Consider the following 20,589-nt stretch of genomic DNA (forward strand, 5'->3'; position numbering starts at 1 on the left):
GCGCGTTTGCACAACTGACCGTTAGACCCTCAAGCCACGAGGCTACTCATGATCCGCGAAGAATTCCTGCGTTTGGCCGCTGCCGGCTACAACCGCATTCCGCTTGCCTGTGAAACCCTGGCTGACTTCGACACGCCGTTGTCGATCTACCTGAAGCTGGCCGACCAGCCGAACTCCTATCTGTTGGAGTCGGTGCAGGGCGGTGAGAAGTGGGGCCGTTATTCGATCATCGGCCTGCCGTGTCGCACGGTGTTACGTGTCCATGATCATCAGGTCAGTGTGACCCAGGATGGTGTGGAGATCGAAAGCCACCAGGTCGAAGACCCGCTGGCGTTCGTCGAAGCTTTCAAGGCACGCTACAACGTACCGACCATTGCCGGGTTGCCGCGCTTCAACGGTGGGCTGGTGGGTTACTTCGGCTATGACTGTGTGCGTTATGTGGAGAAGCGTCTGGGCAAATGCCCGAACCCGGATCCGCTGGGCGTGCCGGACATTTTGCTGATGGTTTCCGATGCGGTGGTGGTGTTCGACAACCTCGCCGGCAAGATGCACGCGATTGTCCTGGCAGATCCTTCTCAGGAAAACGCCTACGAGAATGGCCAGGCGCAACTGGAAGCGTTGCTGGAGAAACTCCGTCAACCGATCACTCCGCGTCGCGGTCTGGACTTCAGCAAGCAACAGGCCGCTGATCCGCTGTTTCGTTCGAGTTTCACCCAGGACGACTACGAGCGGGCGGTGGACACCATCAAGGAATACATCCTCGCTGGCGACTGCATGCAGGTGGTGCCGTCGCAACGGATGTCGATCGATTTCAAGGCTGCACCGATCGATCTGTACCGAGCGCTGCGCTGTTTCAACCCGACGCCTTATATGTACTTCTTCAACTTCGGCGACTTCCATGTCGTCGGCAGTTCGCCGGAAGTGCTGGTGCGGGTCGAAGACAATCTGATTACCGTGCGACCCATCGCCGGCACCCGCCCACGCGGGGCGAATGAAGAGGCCGATCTGGCGCTGGAAGAAGACCTGCTGTCGGATGCCAAGGAAATCGCCGAGCACTTGATGCTGATTGACCTGGGTCGCAACGATACCGGCCGGGTGTCGGAAATCGGTTCGGTGAAGCTCACCGAGAAAATGGTCATCGAACGCTACTCCAACGTGATGCACATCGTCTCCAATGTCACTGGCCAACTGAAAGCCGGCCTGACGGCCATGGACGCATTGCGGGCGATTCTGCCTGCGGGCACCTTGTCCGGCGCGCCGAAAATTCGCGCGATGGAAATCATCGACGAACTGGAGCCGGTCAAGCGTGGCGTCTACGGTGGCGCCGTGGGCTATTTCGCCTGGAACGGCAACATGGATACCGCCATTGCGATCCGCACCGCAGTGATCAAGGACGGTGAACTGCATGTGCAGGCCGGTGGCGGCATCGTTGCGGACTCAGTGCCGGCCCTGGAGTGGGAAGAAACGCTGAACAAGCGCCGCGCGATGTTCCGGGCCGTAGCCCTCGCCGAACAAACGCCATGACGCTAGCCCAGTAAAAAAAACGCTGCCCCTGTAAAGAGGCGGCGTTTTTTTTTTCAACCGTTAAATGCAGGATCTGGCGCAGGTTGCGATCTTTTGATCTTTTGGATCGCCAGACCTAGAAGTCCAGGCTGACCCCAAGGCTCACGCCCTGTTGGGTAAAGTCATCGTCCTTGCGAAAGCTATAACCGCCGCGTAATGCCAGGTCGGCGGTCAGCTTATGGCTAACCCCCAGGCTCACGCGGTTCAGATGGCTCTGCGGGGTATAGCCCTCCAGGGTGAAATCGTTATCAGGCAGACTGTTGAGCGCGATGTTCAGGTGCTGGGTGTCGTCTTCAAACTCACGTTCGTGAGCATATTCGCCGAATACCTGGGTTTGCCGGGTGATCTGGTATTTACCCTGCAAACCAGCGCCGAGGCGTTTGGAGGTGCGCGTCTGGTCGTCATAGGTCAGCGAAGTGGCATTGGCGCCTTTCTCGGAATAACCGTCGACTTCAACCCTCGCGTAATCGGCGCTGATAAAAGGCGACAAATGCCATTCGCTGCCTGGTTGCGCGATGTCATAACCCAAACGGGTACTGAAGGCCCAGAGATCACCATCGGTATCGCCTTTCTCGGCGCCTTCACTGACACCCAGGGCGAACTTGCGTTTGAGGTTGTCATAGTCCAGATGGCCGCCGGTCAGCGCCGCATCAGCCCACCAGCTATTCTGTTGGTACTGGGCGAACGCGGTGCCCAGATAGCTGTTGAGCTTGTAGTCCGAATCGCGATCTCCTGCTTCAAGGTCCTGACGGTAGAACCCCGTTGCGACACCCACGCGCCATGCATCGGTAAGCCGGTAGCTGCCGCCGACCGTCAGGTTATAGCCGGTACCATCGGCACTGGCGGAACTGTTCTGATCGTCGATATCCAGGTGTTGACCGCCGCCCGCAACAATGGCTCGCCATTGGCCGACACCTTGCCAGTTTTCCCAGTCGCTCAGCCATTGGCTGCGCAATTCATCCTGATGGGCGCGCAGGGTGCCTTGAGCCATTTCTGGCAGCAGGGTTATTTCCCATGGAGCAGCCAGTAGAGAGTAGGCGTAGTCCGCGACCAGTCGCTGGCCGGCCTCGGTGGGGTGAACCGAGTCGTTGTAAATCAGCTTGGTCGGATCGGGGTTGGCACTGTTGATCCCGTAAGTGGCGTTTTCCGTGCAACCGTTGCCGCTGAAGCAGGTGGCAGTGAGGTTCTGGTCCGCGGCCAGGCCAAATCGGGCGGGGTCGGCAAAGGTGTCCTTCAACAGCAATGGAATGTTAAGCGGGATGACTTCGGCCTTGACCTGAGCCAGTTGCGTGACCAGTTGCTGGTTGAACGCTTCGCTGAGCCGGGTGCCGATTGCCTGCGCTGGTCCGCCATTGAGGGCTGGTGTCAGGCCCAGGTCGGGAAGCAACCAGACCACGATATAGTTGGCGCCTGCCTGCTGCAGGACCTGGACGCTGTCGACCAGTCGGTCGGCTGCCGCGTTGGCCTGGTCGACGTTGAGAATCCGTCCTTGCAGAAAATCGTTGCCGCCACCGGAAAGGTAATACAGCGCCCTGGGATCGGCGCGGAAGTCATTCGCTACCAGATAACCCGGACGACTGCGTTCGCCAGTGTCGGATTCGGTGGTAATCGAGTCGAGGATCTCATCGGTACGGTAGCCGCCCACCGCCCAGTTGTTACCATCCGGAAGGCCTTGGCTGGCACGAGCTGCCGAGGTCGAGGCGGCCACCTGGTTCGGCGAAAACCCGAGTTTTGCGCCCAGCAATTGGGTCGAATTGGCGGAGCGGATTTCACCGCTGCCGTCCAGATAGAGCGGACCGGTACGGTTGGTAAAACGTTGCGTTGCACCGGCGGGGCCGCCCGGATCAGAGAACTGTCCGGCATCGTTCAGGCTGTCGCCAAACACCACAAAGTTTGAGTAAGGGGAGGGGGCGGCTATCGCCTGGGCACAGGCCAGGGAGAGAAGGGCGCCTGCGAGCGGTACGAACAACGTCTGTTTGATCATGGGCAAGTCCGTTTATTTATTGTTGTAGTGAACAAAACGACAGTACCAAAAACTTTTAAGCTTTAGCTATGGCTAATGGCCTCATCAGTTCTTTGCTCAGGCAAGGGCGGCGCCATATTGCACCCTATGCTCAGCTAAGTTACTGTGCCGGGATCTATAAATGAGATCCTTCCCCGTGTTGATCGTCAGCAAACTCTTGATGCGAGTAGTCAAGGCCCACGGCCGTTGGCGTTGGCGCGCCTGACATTTCTCTGCCGGCCCGCCCGGACCCGTACCGATTTGCCTTCTTTACCCCAGTGAAATATCGCGTGTGCTGGCTCGAGTCCAGCGATTGACAGAGCGCAAGACGCTGCGGGTAAGTCATCTGAAGGCCGTATTAGAAATCAGTGAATTCAAGAGGTTGTAACCCATGTTGCTGATGATCGATAACTACGACTCTTTTACTTATAACGTTGTGCAGTACCTCGGCGAGCTGGGCTCGGAGGTTAAGGTGGTGCGCAACGATGAACTGACCATTGCCGAAATCGAAGCCCTGAAGCCTGAACGCATCGTCGTTTCCCCAGGTCCGTGCACCCCGACTGAAGCCGGTGTGTCCCTGGAGGTCATCAAGCACTTTGCCGGCAAGTTGCCTATTCTTGGTGTATGCCTCGGTCATCAATCTATCGGCCAGGCATTTGGCGGCGACGTGGTACGCGCCCGTCAAGTCATGCACGGTAAGACTAGCCCGGTATTCCACGAGGACAAGGGCGTGTTCGCAGGCTTGAACCATCCGTTGACGGTCACGCGGTATCACTCGCTGATCGTCAAGCGCGAAACCCTGCCCGAATGTCTGGAACTGACGGCCTGGACCCAACTTGAAGATGGCTCCATTGACGAGATCATGGGGCTTCGTCACAAAACGCTGAACATCGAAGGTGTGCAGTTTCACCCCGAGTCGATCCTCACCGAGCAGGGCCACGAGCTGTTCGCCAACTTCCTCAAACAGAGCGGCGGCACGCGCTAAGGACTTTCCATGGATATCAAGACTGCCCTGAGCCGTATCGTCGGCCACTTGGACCTGAGTACTGATGAGATGCGCGATGTCATGCGCGAAATCATGACCGGGCAATGCACTGAAGCGCAGGTCGGTGCCTTCATGATGGCCATGCGCATGAAAAGCGAAAGCATCGACGAAATCGTCGGTGCGGTTTCGGTCATGCGTGAGCTGGCGGATAAAGTCGAACTGAAAACCCTCCACGGCGTAGTCGATGTGGTCGGCACCGGCGGTGACGGTGCGAATATTTTCAACGTGTCGACAGCGGCCTCGTTTGTGGCCGCCGCGGCCGGTTGCACCGTGGCCAAGCATGGCAATCGTGCGGTTTCCGGTAAAAGCGGCAGTGCCGATTTGCTGGAGGCGGCCGGCATCTATTTGAACCTGACGCCGGTTCAGGTCGCCCGTTGCATTGATAACGTCGGCATTGGCTTCATGTTCGCTCAGTCCCATCACAGTGCGATGAAGTATGCCGCCGGGCCGCGCCGCGAGCTGGGCTTGCGCACGCTGTTCAATATGCTTGGCCCGCTTACGAATCCGGCCGGCGTGAAACATCAGGTGGTGGGCGTGTTCACCCAGGCGTTGTGCCGTCCGTTGGCCGAAGTCCTGCAACGTTTGGGCAGCAAGCATGTGCTGGTCGTGCATTCCCAGGATGGTCTGGATGAATTCAGCCTCGCGGCTCCGACCTTCGTCGCGGAGCTGAAAGATGACGAAATAACCGAGTACTGGGTTCAGCCTGAAGATCTCGGTATAAAGAGTCAGAGCCTGTTCGGCCTGGTGGTCGAAAGCCCGGCGGCATCCCTTGAGTTGATTCGCGATGCCTTGGGGCGTCGTAAAACCGAGTACGGCCAGAAAGCGGCGGAAATGATCGTGCTGAATGCTGGCGCGGCGTTGTATGCCGCTGATCTTGCAAGCAGTCTCAAAGAAGGCGTTGCCCTGGCTCACGATGCGCTGCATACCGGCCTGGCTCGGGAGAAACTCGAGGAGTTGGGCGCGTTTACCGCGATATTCAAGGTGGAGAATGAAGGATGAGTGTTCCAACGGTTCTGGAAAAGATTCTTGCGCGCAAGGCCGAGGAAGTGGCCGAGCGCAGCGCCCGGGTGAGCCTGGCTGAATTGCAGCGGCTGGCGGCATTGGCCGATGCGCCGCGGGGCTTCGCCGAGGCACTGATCAAACAGGCCAGACTCAAGCAGCCGGCGGTGATTGCCGAGATTAAAAAGGCCTCGCCAAGCAAAGGCGTGATCCGCGAAAACTTTGTTCCGGCAGACATTGCCAGGAGCTATGAGAACGGTGGGGCGACCTGCCTGTCGGTGCTGACCGATATCGATTACTTCCAGGGCGCCGATGCTTACCTGCAACAGGCGCGAGCAGCGTGCAAACTGCCGGTGATCCGCAAGGATTTCATGGTCGATCCTTATCAGATCATTGAAGCCCGGGCACTGGGTGCCGATTGCGTGCTGTTGATCGTGTCCGCGCTGGACGACGTGAAAATGGCCGAGCTGGCCGCCGTGGCGAAAAGCGTAGGTCTTGATGTGCTGGTTGAAGTGCACGACGGTGACGAGCTGGAGCGGGCCTTGAAAGTCCTCGACACGCCATTGGTCGGCGTTAACAATCGCAACCTGCATACCTTCGAGGTCAACCTGGAAACCACGCTCGACCTGTTGCCGCGCATCCCCCGTGATCGCCTGGTGATCACCGAGAGTGGCATTCTCAACCGAGCCGATGTCGAGCTGATGGAAATCAGCGAGGTGTATTCGTTCCTGGTCGGCGAGGCGTTCATGCGCGCCGAGAGCCCTGGTGCGGAGCTGCAGCGGTTGTTCTTTCCGGAGCGCGGTGTGCCAGTGAGCGTCTCCACCCTCGATTGAACCTGATTTAATGAAGAAGCCGGCGATGCCGGCTTTTTTATAGCCATCGCAAAAGGATTCGTACTGCCATGACTCAGCCCATTGCCTTGACCGTCGAAGCTGGCCTACGCGCCGAACAAGACTTGCTGACCGCCGTTTGCGCGGGAGAACAAGAGTTCGGCCTGTTGTTCTGGCAGCCGAGTGACCGAGCGCTGGTCATGCCCAGGCGTTTAAGCCGCTTGCCGGGTTTCGAGGCAGCCAGCCAGGCGTCGGCCACCAGCGGTTGGCCAGTCCTGTTGCGTGAAACGGGCGGTGAGCCGGTGCCGCAGTCTGCGGCGACCATCAACATTGCGCTGGTCTATGCGCCACCACGCAGTGAAGGCGACCAGGGGCGGATCGAAACTGCCTATCGGCGTCTGTGCGATCCGATCTGCGAACTGCTCACCGAGCTCGGTGGCAATGCTTCGTTGGGAGAGATAGAGGGCGCGTTCTGCGACGGTCGCTTCAACGTCAACCTCGATGGCCGAAAAATGGTCGGCACCGCCCAGCGCTGGCGCCAGAGCAAGGGTGGCCAGCGCCCGGTGGGGCTGGTGCATGGCGCGCTATTGCTGGACGACGAGCGTGAATCGATGGTCGCGGCGGTCAATCGCTTCAATCAGGTCTGTGGTCTGGAGCAGCGGGTTCGTGCCGAGAGCCACATCGCCTTGCATGAGAAATTTGCCGCTGCAGATGCCATCGAGCGTTTGGACAGTTTGTATCGGCAGATGCTGGCAGCGGTGATGGCTCCCTAACGGGTGCCGAACACCACCATGGTTTTGCCTTTGACGTTCACCAGGTTGCGTTCTTCCAGATCCTTGAGCACGCGTCCGACCATCTCTCGAGAACAGCCGACGATCCGGCCGATTTCCTGACGGGTCACCTTGATCTGCATACCGTCCGGGTGGGTCATGGCATCCGGTTGCTTGCACAGCTCCAGCAGGCAACGGGCTACCCGGCCGGTGACGTCGAAAAACGCCAGATCGCCGACCTTGCGCGTGGTGTCGCGCAGACGCTGGGCGATCTGGCCGCTGAGTGCGTAGAGAATATCCGGGTCTTGCTGGGACAGTTCGCGGAACTTGCTGTAACTGATCTCCGCCACGTCACATTCGATCTTGGCCCGCACCCAGGCACTGCGCTGTTGTTCGTGGCCGGCTTGTTCAAACACGCCCAGCTCGCCGAAGAAATCGCCGGAGTTGAGGTAAGCAATGATCATTTCCCGGCCGTCGTCGTCCTCGATCAGGATGGTGACCGAGCCTTTGATGATGAAAAACAGCGTATCCGAACGATCGCCGGCACAAATAATGTTGCTCTTGGCCAGGTAGCGTCGACGCTGACAGTGCATCAACAGCTTGTCGAGGTTCTTGATCTTGGGTATGGGGGTAATAGCAACCATGGTTGTATCCCGAAAAGACTGCGCAGTGTGGTGTCGTCTGGATTTTTTATGGGGCGAGGGCGCTGTGAACAATGGGCCATGCGCCAGTGATTTGGCGCCAGCTTAACAGACACATTCTGTAGAGATTTGAGAATTTATTTATCAGGCATGGCAGCCCCTCATCAGCTGGCAAAACGCTGTCCTTTCAGGGGCCTGTGCTAAGCTGGCGACCCTTTTTTTAGCAGTGGAGTCTTGGTGATGAAGGCACGCATCCAATGGGCTGGTGAAGCCATGTTCCTCGGTGAATCCGGTAGCGGTCACGTAGTGGTCATGGATGGCCCGCCAGAAAGCGGTGGCCGCAACCTGGGTGTGCGGCCCATGGAAATGCTCCTGCTCGGTGTGGGCGGCTGCAGTAATTTCGATGTGGTCAGCATTCTGAAGAAGTCCCGTCAGGCGGTGGAAAGCTGTGAGGCCTTTCTCGAAGCCGAGCGTGCGACTGAAGATCCGAAGGTCTTTACCAAAATCCATATGCACTTCGTGGTCAAGGGCCGAGCGCTGAAAGAAGCTCAGGTTAAACGCGCGATCGAGCTGTCCGCAGAGAAGTATTGCTCGGCGTCGATCATGCTCGGTGCGGCCGGCGTGGCCATTACCCACGACTACGAAATCGTCGAACTCGGTTGAATCGACATTCAACTATCATAATTGCAGTGCAGACTCTTTCGATCATTGGTTCAGGTCTGCATAATGCGCCACTTTTTTCAGGGTAGTGATCGCTTTCAAGGCAGGTCACGAACCCGAACAGACAACCAAAATCGCCATCGCGAAGAGGTGTTAACCGTCCTACGCAGGTGCGTCGTTCGCATTTGACGGGCATGCTTGATCACGCGGCCGGGCCGCAAATATAGAGAGTTTTTAAACGGTGAAAAGCAAACTCAAGCTCCATGGGTTCAATAACCTGACAAAGACCTTGAGCTTCAACATCTATGACATCTGCTATGCGGAAACCCCGCAGGACCAACAGGCTTACGTTGAGTACATCAACCAGGTCTACGACGCCGAACGTCTCACGCAGATCCTCACAGAAGTTGTCGACATCATTGGTGCCAACATCCTGAACATCGCCCGTCAGGACTACGATCCCCAAGGTGCCAGCGTGACCATTCTGATCTCCGAGCAGCCGGTGACGCCTACCGAAAGCCAGATCGAAGAGTCGCCGGGGCCGCTGCCCGAGACCATCCTGGCACACCTCGACAAGAGCCACATCACAGTGCATACCTACCCGGAAATCCATCCGGTGGACGGTATCGCGACCTTCCGTGTGGACATCGACGTGTCGACTTGCGGGGTCATTTCGCCGCTTAAAGCACTCAACTACCTGATCCACCAGTTCGAGTCGGACATCGTCACCGTGGATTACCGTGTGCGTGGTTTCACTCGGGATGTCGAAGGCAAAAAGCACTTCATCGACCACGAGATCAACTCGATCCAGAACTACCTCTCCGAGGACACCCGCGACGGTTACCAGATGACCGACGTGAACGTGTACCAGGAAAACCTGTTCCACACCAAGATGCTGCTCAAGCACTTCGAACTGGATAACTACCTGTTCGGTGACGCCACCAGCAACTTGTCGGCTGAACAGCGCGCTCATGTCACTGAGCGGGTGAAGCACGAAATGCTGGAGATCTTCTACGCGCGCAACATGCCGAGCTGAGATCAGCGAGTACAAAAAAAGGCGGCTACCTTCGAGTAGTCGCCTTTTTCATTTCTGTTTGTCTGATGTGCTCGCGATGAGGTCCCTATAGAACGATGCAACTATCAGATCCGATAGGTACTCTTGGTCATCACCTTGGCCATCAGACTCATACCGAACTTGACCGGTGCGGGAAACCGGAAACCACCGGCATCCAGCGCGCTTTCGGCGTGCTGCTCTTCATCGATGCGCATCTGCTCGAGAATCGCCCGGGATTTCTCGTCTTCGGCCGGCAATTGTTCAAGGTGTTCATTCAAATGCTTGCAGACCTGATGTTCAGTCGCTGCCACGAAGCCCAGGCTGACTTTGTCGCTGATCAGCCCGGCAACCGCGCCAATGCCGAACGACATGCCGTAGAACAACGGGTTCAACAGGCTGGTATGACTGCCCAATTGACGGATACGTTGTTCGCACCAGACCAAGTGATCGATCTCTTCTTCGGCGGCATGCTCCATGGCGGCGCGCACGTGCGGCAGCTTGGCGGTCAGGGCCTGGCCCTGGTACAGCGCCTGGGCACAGACCTCACCGGTATGGTTGATGCGCATCAGACCGGCAACGTGCCGGGTGTCCTCGTCGCTCATCTGCGCGTCCGGCTTTACGATAGCCGGCGACGGGCGATAAGGCTGGCCGCTGAAGGGCAGCAGGGTGCGCATCGCGGTATCGGCTTGCAACAGCAGGCGGTCGATCGGCGAGTAGTGACGTTGGGTAGTCATGCTTACCTCCGGGAAGAATCACGGCGGCCAGTTTACCCGAATCGATGCGGCGAAGCCTGCGCTGGATCAGCGCACCCTTCACCATGAACGTTGCGAAGGGTGTGCTCCAAGGTCTGTATCAGAGCAATCAGCCCGGAGGCCAGTGCATCTGACGCTGACCGAGTACGTGCATATGAATGTGATAGACGGTCTGCCCACCCAGTTCATTGCAATTCATGACTACACGAAAACCTTGTTCGCAGCCAAGCTCGTTGGCAAGCCGCTGGGCGGTGAACAGCATATGTCCGGCCAGCGCCCTGTCGTCTTCGGTAAGGTCGTTAAGGGTACGGACGGGTTTCTTCGGGATCACCAGAAAATGCACCGGTGCCTGGGGTGCAATATCGTGGAAGGCCAGTATCTGGTCATCCTCGTAGATGATCTTCGCGGGTATTTCTCTGTTGATGATCTTGGTGAACAGAGTATCCACAGCTGTTTCTCCGTTGTGTTGGTCCGGACTGAGTGTACTCAGGCGACCGGCCTGCGCCCAGCCTTTGCATGGTTGCAATTTAATACGGGCAGTAAGTCTTGTTGATCGCGCCGGCGATTTTTCGGTTCAGCCAGCGCGAGCCAAGACGCGGAATGAAGGCGCGCCAGCGGTTGCGTCGACCGGGAATGATAATTGCGCGGTTCTTCTCCAGCGCGCGCACAGTGTAGAGCGCGACTTCTTCCGGGCTCATCAGCAGCTTGCTGTTTTCCAACTTGCTGGCGTCGAGCTGGGCAGTGCGAAAGAACGCCGTGCGCGTCGGCCCGGGGCACAATACCGAGACCTTGACTGCGCATTTTTTCAGTTCTTCGCGCAAGCCTTCGGAGAAATGCAGCACGTAGGCTTTGCTGGCGTAGTAAGTGCTCATCCAGGGGCCAGGATGGAAGGCCGCGACTGAGGCGACATTCAGGATTTGACCGCCGCCCTGCAAGGCCATGCTGTTGCCAACGGCATGACACAAACGGGTGAGGGCCAGAATATTCACTTCAATCAGGTCTTGTTCGGTCATCCAGTCCTGGGCCAGAAACGGGCCGCAAGTGCCCATGCCGGCGCAATTGACCAGCAGATCAATTTGCCGGTCACCTTCCTCGAGCTCCAGCAGAAAACCGGAGAGACGCAGCGGTTCGCCAAGGTCGCAGGCGCGGAACAACACTTCCACGCCAAAGCGCTGGGTCAGTTCAATTGCAATGCTTTCCAACTGATCACGTTGGCGCGCCACCAGAATCAGGCTGCGGCCGCGCCTTGCCAGTGCTTCGGCCAGGGCCAGGCCAATGCCGCTGGAAGCGCCAGTGATCAGAGCGTAACGGGTCATGCAGTTCTCCATCGCAACGGCTGCGCGTCTGGGACGAACGTCTCACAGGTGCGCAGCGCTTTTCATTCTTGCGCAGAGTCTACAGGTGGCTGAGCGGGTTCGGCTGTTTCTGTCTCGGGTTCGACGCTTTCATAGGAACTCATCGAGCTGCTCTGGTACTCCTGCGTGAGGGTGTTGAGGCCGCCGGCGAGTGCGCCGATGATCAGCACGGCAAGCAACACCAACCACAGTGCAGACAGCATTTTGACTGCGGTGCTGTTTGGCGGCGGCGGTGCGCCATAGCGATTGGCGCCGGTATTACCTGGCATGACCGTTATCAGAATCGGGAATACGCTCCCCACCAGCGGCACCAGGTTGAGGAACCATAACCAGCCTGACCAGCCAAGGTCGTGGAGGCGCTGGACGGTAATGGTGATATTCACATAGAGGTAGGCCAGTAGCGCAACGATACCCAGCAGGCCCCCCAGCATGAAGTGCTCGCCAGAGAACAAACTCAGGGTAATGGCTGCTGCGACAGTGGTTGCGGCCATGAGCGACACCAATGTCCAGGCCAGAAACCTCAGGCGCCCGATGCGTCCTTGGACACTGAACACTTTCAGTTCGCAAAACTCTGGAGCGGGTTCACCGACCGCTGCGCGGGGAGGGCTGTAGGGAGATGCGGAATCACTGAAAGATGATGCGCTGGCGGTAGAAGGCTGATGAGCCTCGGCGAGGCTGGGCTCGATGGGCAGCTCGGCTTCGATTCGAGCGTCGATGCCGGTCTTCGACAGTGCATCAAGGTAAGTTTGCGCATCCGCGCGGGACAAGTCGTGCTTCAAGGCGACGGGTTTTCCGCTGAACAGCCGCTCAATGGCCGTCACATCGCTTTTGAACAGCTCGGCGAGATTGAGCTTTGCCGTGGTGATCTCGACGCCGGGTAGCAGGGCCCCGTCGAATACGATCTTGAAACGGTTTTCACTCATTCAGGGCATCCTTGTCAGGTGCAATAGGTGGGGGTGGAGTTCAAGGCCCGTCGCGAGCGTCTGGCCAAAAACACCCAAGGTTGTCAGCGCGGCCAGCGCTTTGGCAATTGCGCAGCCAGCGCTTGCGCACCGCGGTATTCGGCGTCCAGCCGTGCTACCAATTGATCGACACTTGGCAGGTCATCGATTTCGCCTACACCCTGGCCTGCCGACCATACGGTTTTCCAGGCTTTGGCTTCGTCTTTGAGGGGCTTGAGTTTCGAGCCGAAGTTGACTTCGCCCTTGCCCTGCAGCGCGGCTAGATCGAAACCGGCATTGACCAGGCTCTGTCGCATGAAGCTTGCGGGGACGCCAGACACGGCGGGGGTATGAATGATGTCGGCGGCCTTGGAGCTCAGCAGCATCTCTTTATAGGCCTCGGGTGCATGGCTTTCGCTGGTGCCGATAAAACGTGTCCCGAAGTACGCCAGATCCGCGCCGAGCAATTGTGCGGCAAGAATTTCGTGGCCATGGTTCAAACAGCCGGCCAGCAACAGCGTTTTATCAAAAAACTGGCGGATTTCAGCAATCAGAGAGAACGGACTCCAGGTTCCGGCATGCCCACCCGCGCCGGCGGCGACCGCAATCAGCCCGTCGACCCCCGCTTCAGCGGCTTTTTCAGCGTGGCGCCGGGTGGTGACGTCGTGAAACACCAATCCGCCATAGCTGTGTACCGCATCGACGAGCTCTTTCACCGCGCCCAGGCTGGTGATAACAATCGGCACTTTGTGTTCGATACAGATCGCCAGGTCTGCTTCCAGGCGCGGGTTGCTATTGTGGACGATCAGGTTCACCGCATAAGGCGCTGGATTCTCCAGTTCTGCCAGCCCGGCTTCGATTTCCTCCAGCCAGGCCTTGAAACCGCTGCTTTCACGCTGGTTGAGAGCAGGAAAGCTCCCCACCACGCCGTTACGGCAACACGCCAGGACCAGCTGCGGATTGGAAATCAGGAACATCGGCGCTGCCACTACGGGCAGACGCAAACTGTGTTCGAGCAGAGCGGGCAGCGACATTGGAAGTACCCCAAATAGTTGCGACTAGTTTGATTAGAACGGTCGTACAACGACCAAAATTACAATAGCCAGCAATATCAGAACCGGCACCTCATTGAACCAGCGATAAAAGACATGGCTGCGGGTGTTTTCGCCACGGGCAAAACGTTTTACCTGTGCTCCGCACATGTGGTGGTAACCGATCAGGATCACCACCAGGGTCAGCTTGGCGTGCATCCAGCCGCCCTGGCCGAAGTAGGCGCTCGGATTGAGCGCGATCAGCCAGATCCCGAAGGCCAGGGTCGCGATCATCGCCGGGAGCATGATGCCCCGGTACAGCTTGCGCTCCATGAGGCTGAAGCGCTCCTTGCTGATGCTGTCCTCGCTTTGCGCGTGATAAACGAACAGGCGCGGAAGATAGAACAGGCCGGCAAACCAGCAGACCAGACTGACGATATGAAAGGCTTTGAGCCACAGAAGAAGCATTTTTGGTTATTCCCAGGTTCACGGTAGCCCGAATAGTAGAGGCTTGAGGGTCCGCACGTCACCTTGGCGGTTGTCGCAGAGCGTTGCGGCCCCTATTATCGATGGCTTTCCAGTGGGTTCGTTGAGGGCAGGTATATGGTCAAGGTCGGTATCGTCGGCGGCACGGGTTACACCGGTGTCGAATTGCTGCGTCTGTTGGCACAGCATCCGCAGGCTGAAGTGGTGGTCATTACTTCACGATCCGAGGCAGGCCTGGCCGTTGCCGACATGTACCCGAACCTGCGAGGCCATTACGACGGCCTGGCCTTCAGCGTTCCGGACATCAAAACCCTGGCTGCCTGCGACGTGGTGTTTTTCGCTACGCCCCACGGCGTTGCTCATGCCCTGGCCGGCGAATTGCTGGCTGCGGGGACCAAGGTTATCGACCTCTCGGCAGACTTCCGTTTGCAGGACGCCGATGAATGGGCCAAGTGGTATGGTCAGCCACATGGCGCGCCGCAACTGCTGGAAGAAGCCGTTTATGGGCTGCCGGAAGTCAATCGTGAACAGATCAGGCAGGCGCGGCTGATCGCGGTGCCAGGCTGCTATCCAACCGCCACGCAACTGGGCTTCCTGCCGTTGCTCGAGGCCGGGCTGGCCGATACCACGCGTTTGATCGCTGACTGCAAGTCGGGCGTCAGCGGCGCCGGTCGTGGTGCCAGTGTGGGGTCGTTGTACGCCGAAACCTCCGAAAGCATGAAGGCCTACGCGGTCAAAGGGCATCGTCATCTGCCCGAGATTCGCCAGGGACTGCGTCGCGCCGCGGGTAAAGAGGTCGGCCTGACCTTCGTCCCGCACCTGACCCCGATGATCCGTGGCATTCACTCGACGCTTTATGCAACCGTCGTGGATCGCTCGGTAGATCTGCAGGCACTGTTTGAGAAGCGCTATGCCGACGAACCGTTCGTCGACGTCATGCCTGCCGGTAGCCACCCGGAAACCCGTAGCGTGCGTGGCGCCAACGTCTGCCGCATCGCCGTGCATCGTCCGCAAGACGGTGATCTGGTGGTGGTGTTGTCGGTGATCGACAACCTGGTCAAGGGCGCTTCGGGTCAGGCAGTGCAGAACATGAACATCCTGTTCGGCCTGGATGAGCGTCTGGGTCTGTCCCACGCCGGCATGCTGCCGTAAGACTTTATCCCGCTCGGCAAAAAGGCCCGTTGAACGGGCCTTTTTGCATGCTGTGCTGGCAATCGGCTTGATTGATATACCGTAACAATAGTTGACCGCTTTTCTAGGAGAAGGGGATAATGCGCGTCATCACGCATTATGGCGGCGTAACGCCGGGAGATAGTCAGCATGAGCGTCGAATCCTTCACCCCCATGGCTTTGCAATTCACCCACGGTGCCGCGCACAAGGTGAAGAGCCTGGTCGATGAAGAGGGCAATGATCGTTTGAAGCTGCGCGTATTCGTTACGGGCGGCGGTTGTTCAGGTTTTCAGTACGGCTTCACCTTCGATGAAGATGTGGCCGATGACGACACCATTGTCGAGCGCGAAGGTGTCAGCCTGGTTGTCGATCCGATGAGCTTCCAGTACCTGGCGGGTGCCGAGGTGGATTATCAGGAAGGTCTGGAAGGCTCTCGTTTCGTGATCAAGAACCCGAATGCCAGCACGACCTGTGGTTGCGGTTCTTCGTTCTCGATCTGATCGAACAGCACAGTACCGGTTCACTTGACGCCGCATGGCTTGTACAGAGCCATGCGGCGTTTTGCTGTCTGCCGATCAGGCCGGGTAGATGGCGCCCAGCACTCGCAAGCCGCGAGCGCCAGTGACGCTCGGACGATTGGCGGCAATGCCTTCCAGACAGCAATGAGCCAGCCAGGCGAAGGCCATGGCCTCGACCCAGTCCGGATCGACGCCATAAGCGGCAGTGCTGCTGACGGTGGTGTTGGGCAGCAGGGCCGCGAGCCGGCTCATGAGCGCAACGTTGTGGGCGCCACCGCCGCAAACCAGCAACTCTTGCGTTTCGCCTTGCGCGGCCCGCAAGGATTCGACGATGGTCAGGGCGGTCAACTCAAGCAGAGTTGCCTGTACATTTTCAGCGGCCAGTGGGGATAGACCCGCCAGGTGTTGCTGCAACCATTGCAGGTTGAACACTTCACGACCGGTGCTCTTCGGGCCTTTGGTCAGGAAGAATGGATCGCTGAGCAAGGTTTTCAACAGCGCAGGTTCCACCTTGCCACTGGCAGCCCATTGGCCGTCGCGATCAAAGTTGTCGCCGCGCTGCAGGTGAATCCAGGCGTCCAGCAAAACGTTTCCGGGGCCGCAGTCAAAGCCGGCGACAGGCTTGCCAGTCTCGATCAGGCTGAGATTGCTGAACCCGCCAACATTCAACACGGCTCGATGACCTGCACGCTGATCAAACAGCGCCTCGTGGAAGGCTGGAACCAGTGGCGCGCCCTGGCCGCCGGCGGCCACGTCACGGCTGCGAAAATCGCTGACGACGGTGATCCCGGTCAGTTCGGTCAGCAGCGCCGGGTTGCCAATCTGCACCGTGAAGCCCCGTGAAGGCTCGTGGCGGATGGTTTGCCCGTGGCTGCCGATAGCCCGAATCGCTTCAGGTTTCAGATGGTGTTTGTCGAGGAGGGTGCGGATGCCCTGAGCGGCCAGTTGCACCCAGTTCTGTTGGGCGATGGCCGGGCGGGCGATCTCGTCGGGGCCGCTGGCGCACAAGCCAAGCAGTTCGGCACGCAGGGTTTCAGGCATGGGGATGTAATGCGTGGCGATCAGCTTGATCGCCGGTGTTTGCTCGATCAGCGCGATATCCAGGCCATCAAGGCTGGTCCCGGACATCACACCTATATAGAGCGCCATGGCTTAGCGCTTGCTCGAAGCCAGTGTGGTGGCTTTTTCCTGATCCATCCGCGCCATCAGTGGCTGGCTCTGTTGCTGGAAGCGCGCGCGCTCTGCTTTGCTTATCGGATCGGCCATGGCCACCTTCTGGCCCAGAGGGTCGACGTGCACGCCATTGACCTGGAACTCATAGTGCAAGTGTGGGCCCGTGGAAAGCCCGGTGGTGCCGATGTAGCCGATAACCTGGCCCTGCTTCACGCTACCGCCGGTCTTGACGCCTTTGGCGAAGCCTTGCATGTGGCCGTAGAGCGTGCGGTAGGTATTGCCGTGCTGGATGATCACGGTGTTGCCGTAACCGCCGCGGCGCCCGGCCAACAGGACTTTGCCATCACCGGCCGCCTTGATCGGCGTGCCGCGTGGCGCAGCATAATCGACGCCTTTGTGGGCGCGGATCTTGTTCAGGATCGGGTGCTTGCGGCCCATGGAGAAGCGCGAGCTGATACGGGCGAAGTCTACCGGCGTGCGAATGAAGGCTTTGCGCATGCTGTTGCCCTCCGCGGTGTAGTAGCTGCTGGTACCTTGCTTGTTGGTGTAACGCACGGCGGTGTAAGTCTTGCCGCGGTTGACGAAACGGGCGGAAAGGATAGGGCCGGTGCCGACGGTCTTGCCGTTGACGACCTTCTGCTCGTAGATCACATCGAACTGGTCACCCGGGCGAATATCCTGGGCGAAGTCGACGTCGTAGCCAAATACGCTGGCCATGTCCATGGTCAGTCTATGAGACAGACCGGCGCGGGCCGCGGACTGCGAGAGCGAGCTGTTGATCACGCCGTGAACATAGGCCGAGCGCACCGTTGGCTTGGAGGTGAGGCGGTTGAATGCAAAGCCATTGGAACCTTTGGTCAGGGTGATGCTTTCGAGATCGCTGACCTTGCTATGCAGGTTTTTCAGCTGGCCATCAGCGTCCAGTTCGAATTCGAGTTTCTGACCGCGCTTGAGCTGAGTGAATTGCTTGGCCTGTTTGTCGCTGGCGAGGATTTCATGCACGGAAGTCGAGGGCAGGCCGACTTTCTCGAACAGCGTGGAAAGCGTGTCGCCTTTGGCAACAATTACTTCCCGGTGTTCGGGACCTTTTTTCTCTGCTACGACCGCTGGTACGACCACTGGAACGGGCTGTGCTTGAGCGGTTTGCGGCGTTTCTTCAGGGCTCTCTTCGATTTGCGCAAACGGGGGGGCAACCACTTCATTTGTGGCTTGCTCGGCTTCTGCAGCGTCTTGAACTTGTGTCAGTTGCTCGACAGGGGGTTCCAGGTCGAGATTCAAAGTCGTTCTTTTGGCTTCTACGTCACTGGAAGGAAATACCAGGAGAGCCAGGCTGAGTAAGGCGGCGATACCACTTGCGGCGAGCAGGTGGGTCTTCGGATAAAGCGGTGGCGCTTTAGGCGGTTTGGAGGTCATAGGTAATTTTGACTTTGAGAAAGATGAATTGGAAAAGATGACTGACATGATGAAGATGAAATAACTGTATAAAATATAACCAAATCGTCTGTGAAGCAAGCCCGCGAACGTCCCGTTCGTGGAATGGCCTCCGTACGCCGGGCAAAACTTGTAATTAGTCCGTGATCTTGTATGGTTGGCTCCCTTTGAATCTGAGCCTTGCGGGTCTGTTATGAAGTCGGTTGAAGAGCAGCTAGCGCTGATCAAACGTGGTGCGGAAGAAGTGTTGGTCGAGTCCGAACTGATCGAGAAGCTCAAGCGTGGCCAACCGCTACGTATTAAGGCTGGTTTCGATCCGACGGCGCCGGATTTGCACCTGGGTCACACCGTGCTTATTAATAAGCTGCGCCAGTTCCAGGATCTGGGGCATCAGGTGATCTTCCTGATCGGTGATTTCACCGGCATGATCGGTGATCCGAGCGGCAAGAGCGTGACGCGTCCTCCGCTGACTCGTGACCAGGTTCTCGAGAACGCCGAGACCTACAAGACCCAGGTATTCAAGATTCTCGATCCGGCCAGGACCGAGGTGGCGTTCAACTCCACCTGGATGGATCAGATGGGGCCAGCGGACTTCATTCGCCTCACTTCGCAGTACACCGTAGCGCGGATGCTCGAGCGCGACGATTTCAACAAGCGCTACTCGACCAATCAGCCGATCGCCATCCACGAGTTCCTCTATCCGCTGGTTCAGGGGTATGACTCGGTAGCGCTACGTGCCGACGTCGAGCTGGGCGGTACCGATCAGAAGTTCAACCTGCTGATGGGGCGTGAGTTGCAGCGCGCTTACGGGCAAGAGGCGCAGTGCATTCTCACCATGCCGTTGCTGGAAGGTCTGGATGGCGTCAAGAAGATGTCCAAGTCCTTGGGTAACTACGTCGGGATTCAGGAACCGCCGGGTGTCATGTATGGCAAACTGGTTTCAATTCCGGATGTGCTGATGTGGCGTTACTTCGAGTTGCTCAGCTTTCGCTCGATGGATGAGATCGCAGTCTTCAAGGCTGACGTCGAAGCGGGCGCCAATCCGCGGGATATCAAAATCAAGCTGGCTGAAGAGATCGTTGCGCGCTTCCATGGTGAAGAGGCTGCAGCGAATGCTCATCGTGCTGCTGGCAATCGTATGAAGGATGGCGAGCTGCCGGATGATCTTCCGGAGATCGAATTGACTGCGACTGAAGATATGCCGATTGCCGCCGTCCTTAATAAGGCAGGCCTGGTGAAGAACTCGGCAGTGGCGCGCGACCTTCTCGGCTCCGGTGGCGTGCGTATAGATGGTGAAGTGGTTGATCGCACCTATATATATGCACTGGGCGCGACCCACGTATGCCAGGCCGGCAAGAAGGCATTTGCCCGTATTACGCTCAAATCGGAGTAAGGCTGAAATTAGGGCTTGACGGCAGATCCTGGAAGTCTATAATTCGCCCCACTTCCGGCGCAGTCGAAACGGAAAACTCCTTGGTAAACAATGAGTTACGCAGTTTTCGACAGCGAGCTGCTTCAGTTCATCGAAGTCCAGAAGGAGTTGATAGAGTCGTGTTGTTTGACCCTATTAACGGTTCGATCCACTCGGTCGAAAGCGGTGTAAAACAGGTGTTGACAGCAGCGAGTAACGCTGTAGAATTCGCCTCCCGCCAACGAGTGATCGGAAGCGCCAAGTGGTTGAAGTTGTTAAAGATTTCCAAGCGAAACTTTGAAAACTTCTGAAAATAACCGCTTGACAGCAGCAGAGGAAAGCGTAGAATGCGCGCCTCGGTTGAGACGAAAGATCTTAACCAACCGCTCTTTAACAACTGAATCAAGCAATTCGTGTGGGTGCTTGTGGAGTCAGACTGATAGTCAACAAGATTATCAGCATCACAAGTTACTCCGCGAGAAATCAAAGATGTAACCAACGATTGCTGAGCCAAGTTTAGGGTTTCTTAAAAACCCAAAGATGTTTGAACTGAAGAGTTTGATCATGGCTCAGATTGAACGCTGGCGGCAGGCCTAACACATGCAAGTCGAGCGGCAGCACGGGTACTTGTACCTGGTGGCGAGCGGCGGACGGGTGAGTAATGCCTAGGAATCTGCCTGGTAGTGGGGGATAACGTTCGGAAACGGACGCTAATACCGCATACGTCCTACGGGAGAAAGCAGGGGACCTTCGGGC

General features: G+C 57.9%; 20 protein-coding genes and 1 rRNA gene. 11 read left to right on the forward strand and 10 right to left on the reverse strand.

What is annotated here, in order from left to right; all coding sequences use genetic code 11:
• The first annotated feature begins 48 nt into the window (after positions 1-48).
• Positions 49-1,524: an anthranilate synthase component I gene (trpE, locus tag F8N85_RS08130; RefSeq protein ID WP_150803126.1), complete on the forward strand. Its 1,476-nt coding sequence runs from the start codon at positions 49-51 to the stop codon at positions 1,522-1,524.
• A gap of 115 nt (positions 1,525-1,639) precedes the next feature.
• Here trpE and estP read toward each other — a convergent pair whose 3' ends face one another.
• Entirely contained in the window at positions 1,640-3,547 is a 1,908-nt protein-coding gene (gene estP / locus F8N85_RS08135) for an esterase EstP (RefSeq protein ID WP_150803127.1), read from the reverse strand.
• Positions 3,548-3,956: 409 nt separating this feature from the next.
• Between estP and F8N85_RS08140 the strand changes: the two genes are divergently transcribed.
• The 4 genes from F8N85_RS08140 to F8N85_RS08155 all read left to right on the forward strand — a co-directional run bounded on the left by F8N85_RS08140 (position 3,957) and on the right by F8N85_RS08155 (position 7,212).
• A complete protein-coding gene (locus tag F8N85_RS08140; RefSeq protein WP_150803128.1) occupies positions 3,957-4,550 on the forward strand; it encodes an aminodeoxychorismate/anthranilate synthase component II in 594 nt (197 codons plus the stop codon).
• Between the two features lie 9 nt (positions 4,551-4,559).
• Positions 4,560-5,609 carry an anthranilate phosphoribosyltransferase gene (trpD, locus tag F8N85_RS08145; protein WP_150803129.1) on the forward strand — a complete coding sequence of 350 codons (1,050 nt, stop codon included), beginning with the start codon at positions 4,560-4,562 and terminating at the stop codon, positions 5,607-5,609.
• On the forward strand, positions 5,606-6,442 hold the full coding sequence (gene trpC / locus F8N85_RS08150; protein WP_150803130.1) for an indole-3-glycerol phosphate synthase TrpC: 837 nt from the start codon (positions 5,606-5,608) through the stop codon (positions 6,440-6,442). Before trpD ends, trpC begins: the two co-directional genes overlap by 4 nt.
• A 68-nt stretch (positions 6,443-6,510) precedes the next feature.
• Positions 6,511-7,212: a biotin/lipoate A/B protein ligase family protein gene (locus tag F8N85_RS08155; RefSeq protein WP_150803131.1), complete on the forward strand. Its 702-nt coding sequence runs from the start codon at positions 6,511-6,513 to the stop codon at positions 7,210-7,212.
• Here F8N85_RS08155 and crp read toward each other — a convergent pair.
• Positions 7,209-7,853, reverse strand: coding sequence for a cAMP-activated global transcriptional regulator CRP (gene crp / locus F8N85_RS08160; protein ID WP_150803132.1), 645 nt, complete (start codon positions 7,851-7,853; stop codon positions 7,209-7,211). The genes F8N85_RS08155 and crp overlap by 4 nt on opposite strands.
• A gap of 237 nt (positions 7,854-8,090) precedes the next feature.
• Between crp and F8N85_RS08165 the strand changes: the two genes are divergently transcribed.
• Positions 8,091-8,513 carry an OsmC family protein gene (locus F8N85_RS08165; RefSeq protein ID WP_150803133.1) on the forward strand — a complete coding sequence of 141 codons (423 nt, stop codon included), beginning with the start codon at positions 8,091-8,093 and terminating at the stop codon, positions 8,511-8,513.
• 238 nt (positions 8,514-8,751) lie between these two features.
• Entirely contained in the window at positions 8,752-9,546 is a 795-nt protein-coding gene (gene speD / locus F8N85_RS08170) for an adenosylmethionine decarboxylase (RefSeq protein ID WP_150803134.1), read from the forward strand.
• Between the two features lie 104 nt (positions 9,547-9,650).
• Here speD and coq7 read toward each other — a convergent pair whose 3' ends face one another.
• The 6 genes from coq7 to hemJ form a co-directional block, all read right to left on the reverse strand.
• Positions 9,651-10,298 carry a 2-polyprenyl-3-methyl-6-methoxy-1,4-benzoquinone monooxygenase gene (coq7, locus tag F8N85_RS08175; protein ID WP_150803135.1) on the reverse strand — a complete coding sequence of 216 codons (648 nt, stop codon included), beginning with the start codon at positions 10,296-10,298 and terminating at the stop codon, positions 9,651-9,653.
• Between the two features lie 127 nt (positions 10,299-10,425).
• Complete coding sequence (locus F8N85_RS08180; protein WP_150803136.1) at positions 10,426-10,764, reverse strand: histidine triad nucleotide-binding protein; 339 nt, start codon at positions 10,762-10,764, stop codon at positions 10,426-10,428.
• A gap of 79 nt (positions 10,765-10,843) precedes the next feature.
• Complete coding sequence (locus F8N85_RS08185) at positions 10,844-11,632, reverse strand: SDR family NAD(P)-dependent oxidoreductase (RefSeq protein ID WP_150803137.1); 789 nt, start codon at positions 11,630-11,632, stop codon at positions 10,844-10,846.
• 62 nt (positions 11,633-11,694) lie between these two features.
• On the reverse strand, positions 11,695-12,594 hold the full coding sequence (locus tag F8N85_RS08190) for a DUF805 domain-containing protein (RefSeq protein ID WP_150803138.1): 900 nt from the start codon (positions 12,592-12,594) through the stop codon (positions 11,695-11,697).
• Positions 12,595-12,677: 83 nt separating this feature from the next.
• The gene (locus F8N85_RS08195; protein WP_150803139.1) at positions 12,678-13,646 is read right to left on the reverse strand and encodes an NAD(P)H-dependent flavin oxidoreductase; all 969 of its coding nucleotides are present in this window, start codon (positions 13,644-13,646) and stop codon (positions 12,678-12,680) included.
• A 33-nt stretch (positions 13,647-13,679) separates the two neighbouring features.
• Complete coding sequence (gene hemJ / locus F8N85_RS08200; protein WP_150803140.1) at positions 13,680-14,111, reverse strand: protoporphyrinogen oxidase HemJ; 432 nt, start codon at positions 14,109-14,111, stop codon at positions 13,680-13,682.
• A 135-nt stretch (positions 14,112-14,246) separates the two neighbouring features.
• Between hemJ and argC the strand changes: the two genes are divergently transcribed.
• A complete protein-coding gene (argC, locus tag F8N85_RS08205) occupies positions 14,247-15,281 on the forward strand; it encodes an N-acetyl-gamma-glutamyl-phosphate reductase (protein ID WP_150803141.1) in 1,035 nt (344 codons plus the stop codon).
• 168 nt (positions 15,282-15,449) lie between these two features.
• Positions 15,450-15,800 (forward strand): iron-sulfur cluster insertion protein ErpA, encoded by a 351-nt coding sequence (gene erpA, locus F8N85_RS08210; RefSeq protein ID WP_150640349.1) that lies wholly within the window; start codon positions 15,450-15,452, stop codon positions 15,798-15,800.
• 75 nt (positions 15,801-15,875) lie between these two features.
• Here the strand turns inward: erpA and F8N85_RS08215 are convergent, their stop codons facing one another.
• On the reverse strand, positions 15,876-16,967 hold the full coding sequence (locus F8N85_RS08215; RefSeq protein ID WP_150803142.1) for an anhydro-N-acetylmuramic acid kinase: 1,092 nt from the start codon (positions 16,965-16,967) through the stop codon (positions 15,876-15,878).
• Positions 16,968-16,970: 3 nt separating this feature from the next.
• Positions 16,971-18,404, reverse strand: a complete 1,434-nt coding sequence (locus tag F8N85_RS08220) for a peptidoglycan DD-metalloendopeptidase family protein (protein ID WP_150803143.1) — start codon at positions 18,402-18,404, stop codon at positions 16,971-16,973.
• 211 nt (positions 18,405-18,615) lie between these two features.
• Between F8N85_RS08220 and tyrS the strand changes: the two genes are divergently transcribed.
• Entirely contained in the window at positions 18,616-19,815 is a 1,200-nt protein-coding gene (gene tyrS, locus F8N85_RS08225; RefSeq protein WP_150803144.1) for a tyrosine--tRNA ligase, read from the forward strand.
• 564 nt (positions 19,816-20,379) lie between these two features.
• A 16S ribosomal RNA gene (locus F8N85_RS08235) occupies positions 20,380-20,589 on the forward strand; the annotation flags it as partial.

The organism is Pseudomonas fluorescens (genome assembly GCF_902497875.1).
In the GTDB taxonomy this organism is placed as follows: Bacteria; Pseudomonadota; Gammaproteobacteria; order Pseudomonadales; family Pseudomonadaceae; genus Aquipseudomonas; species Aquipseudomonas fluorescens_BR.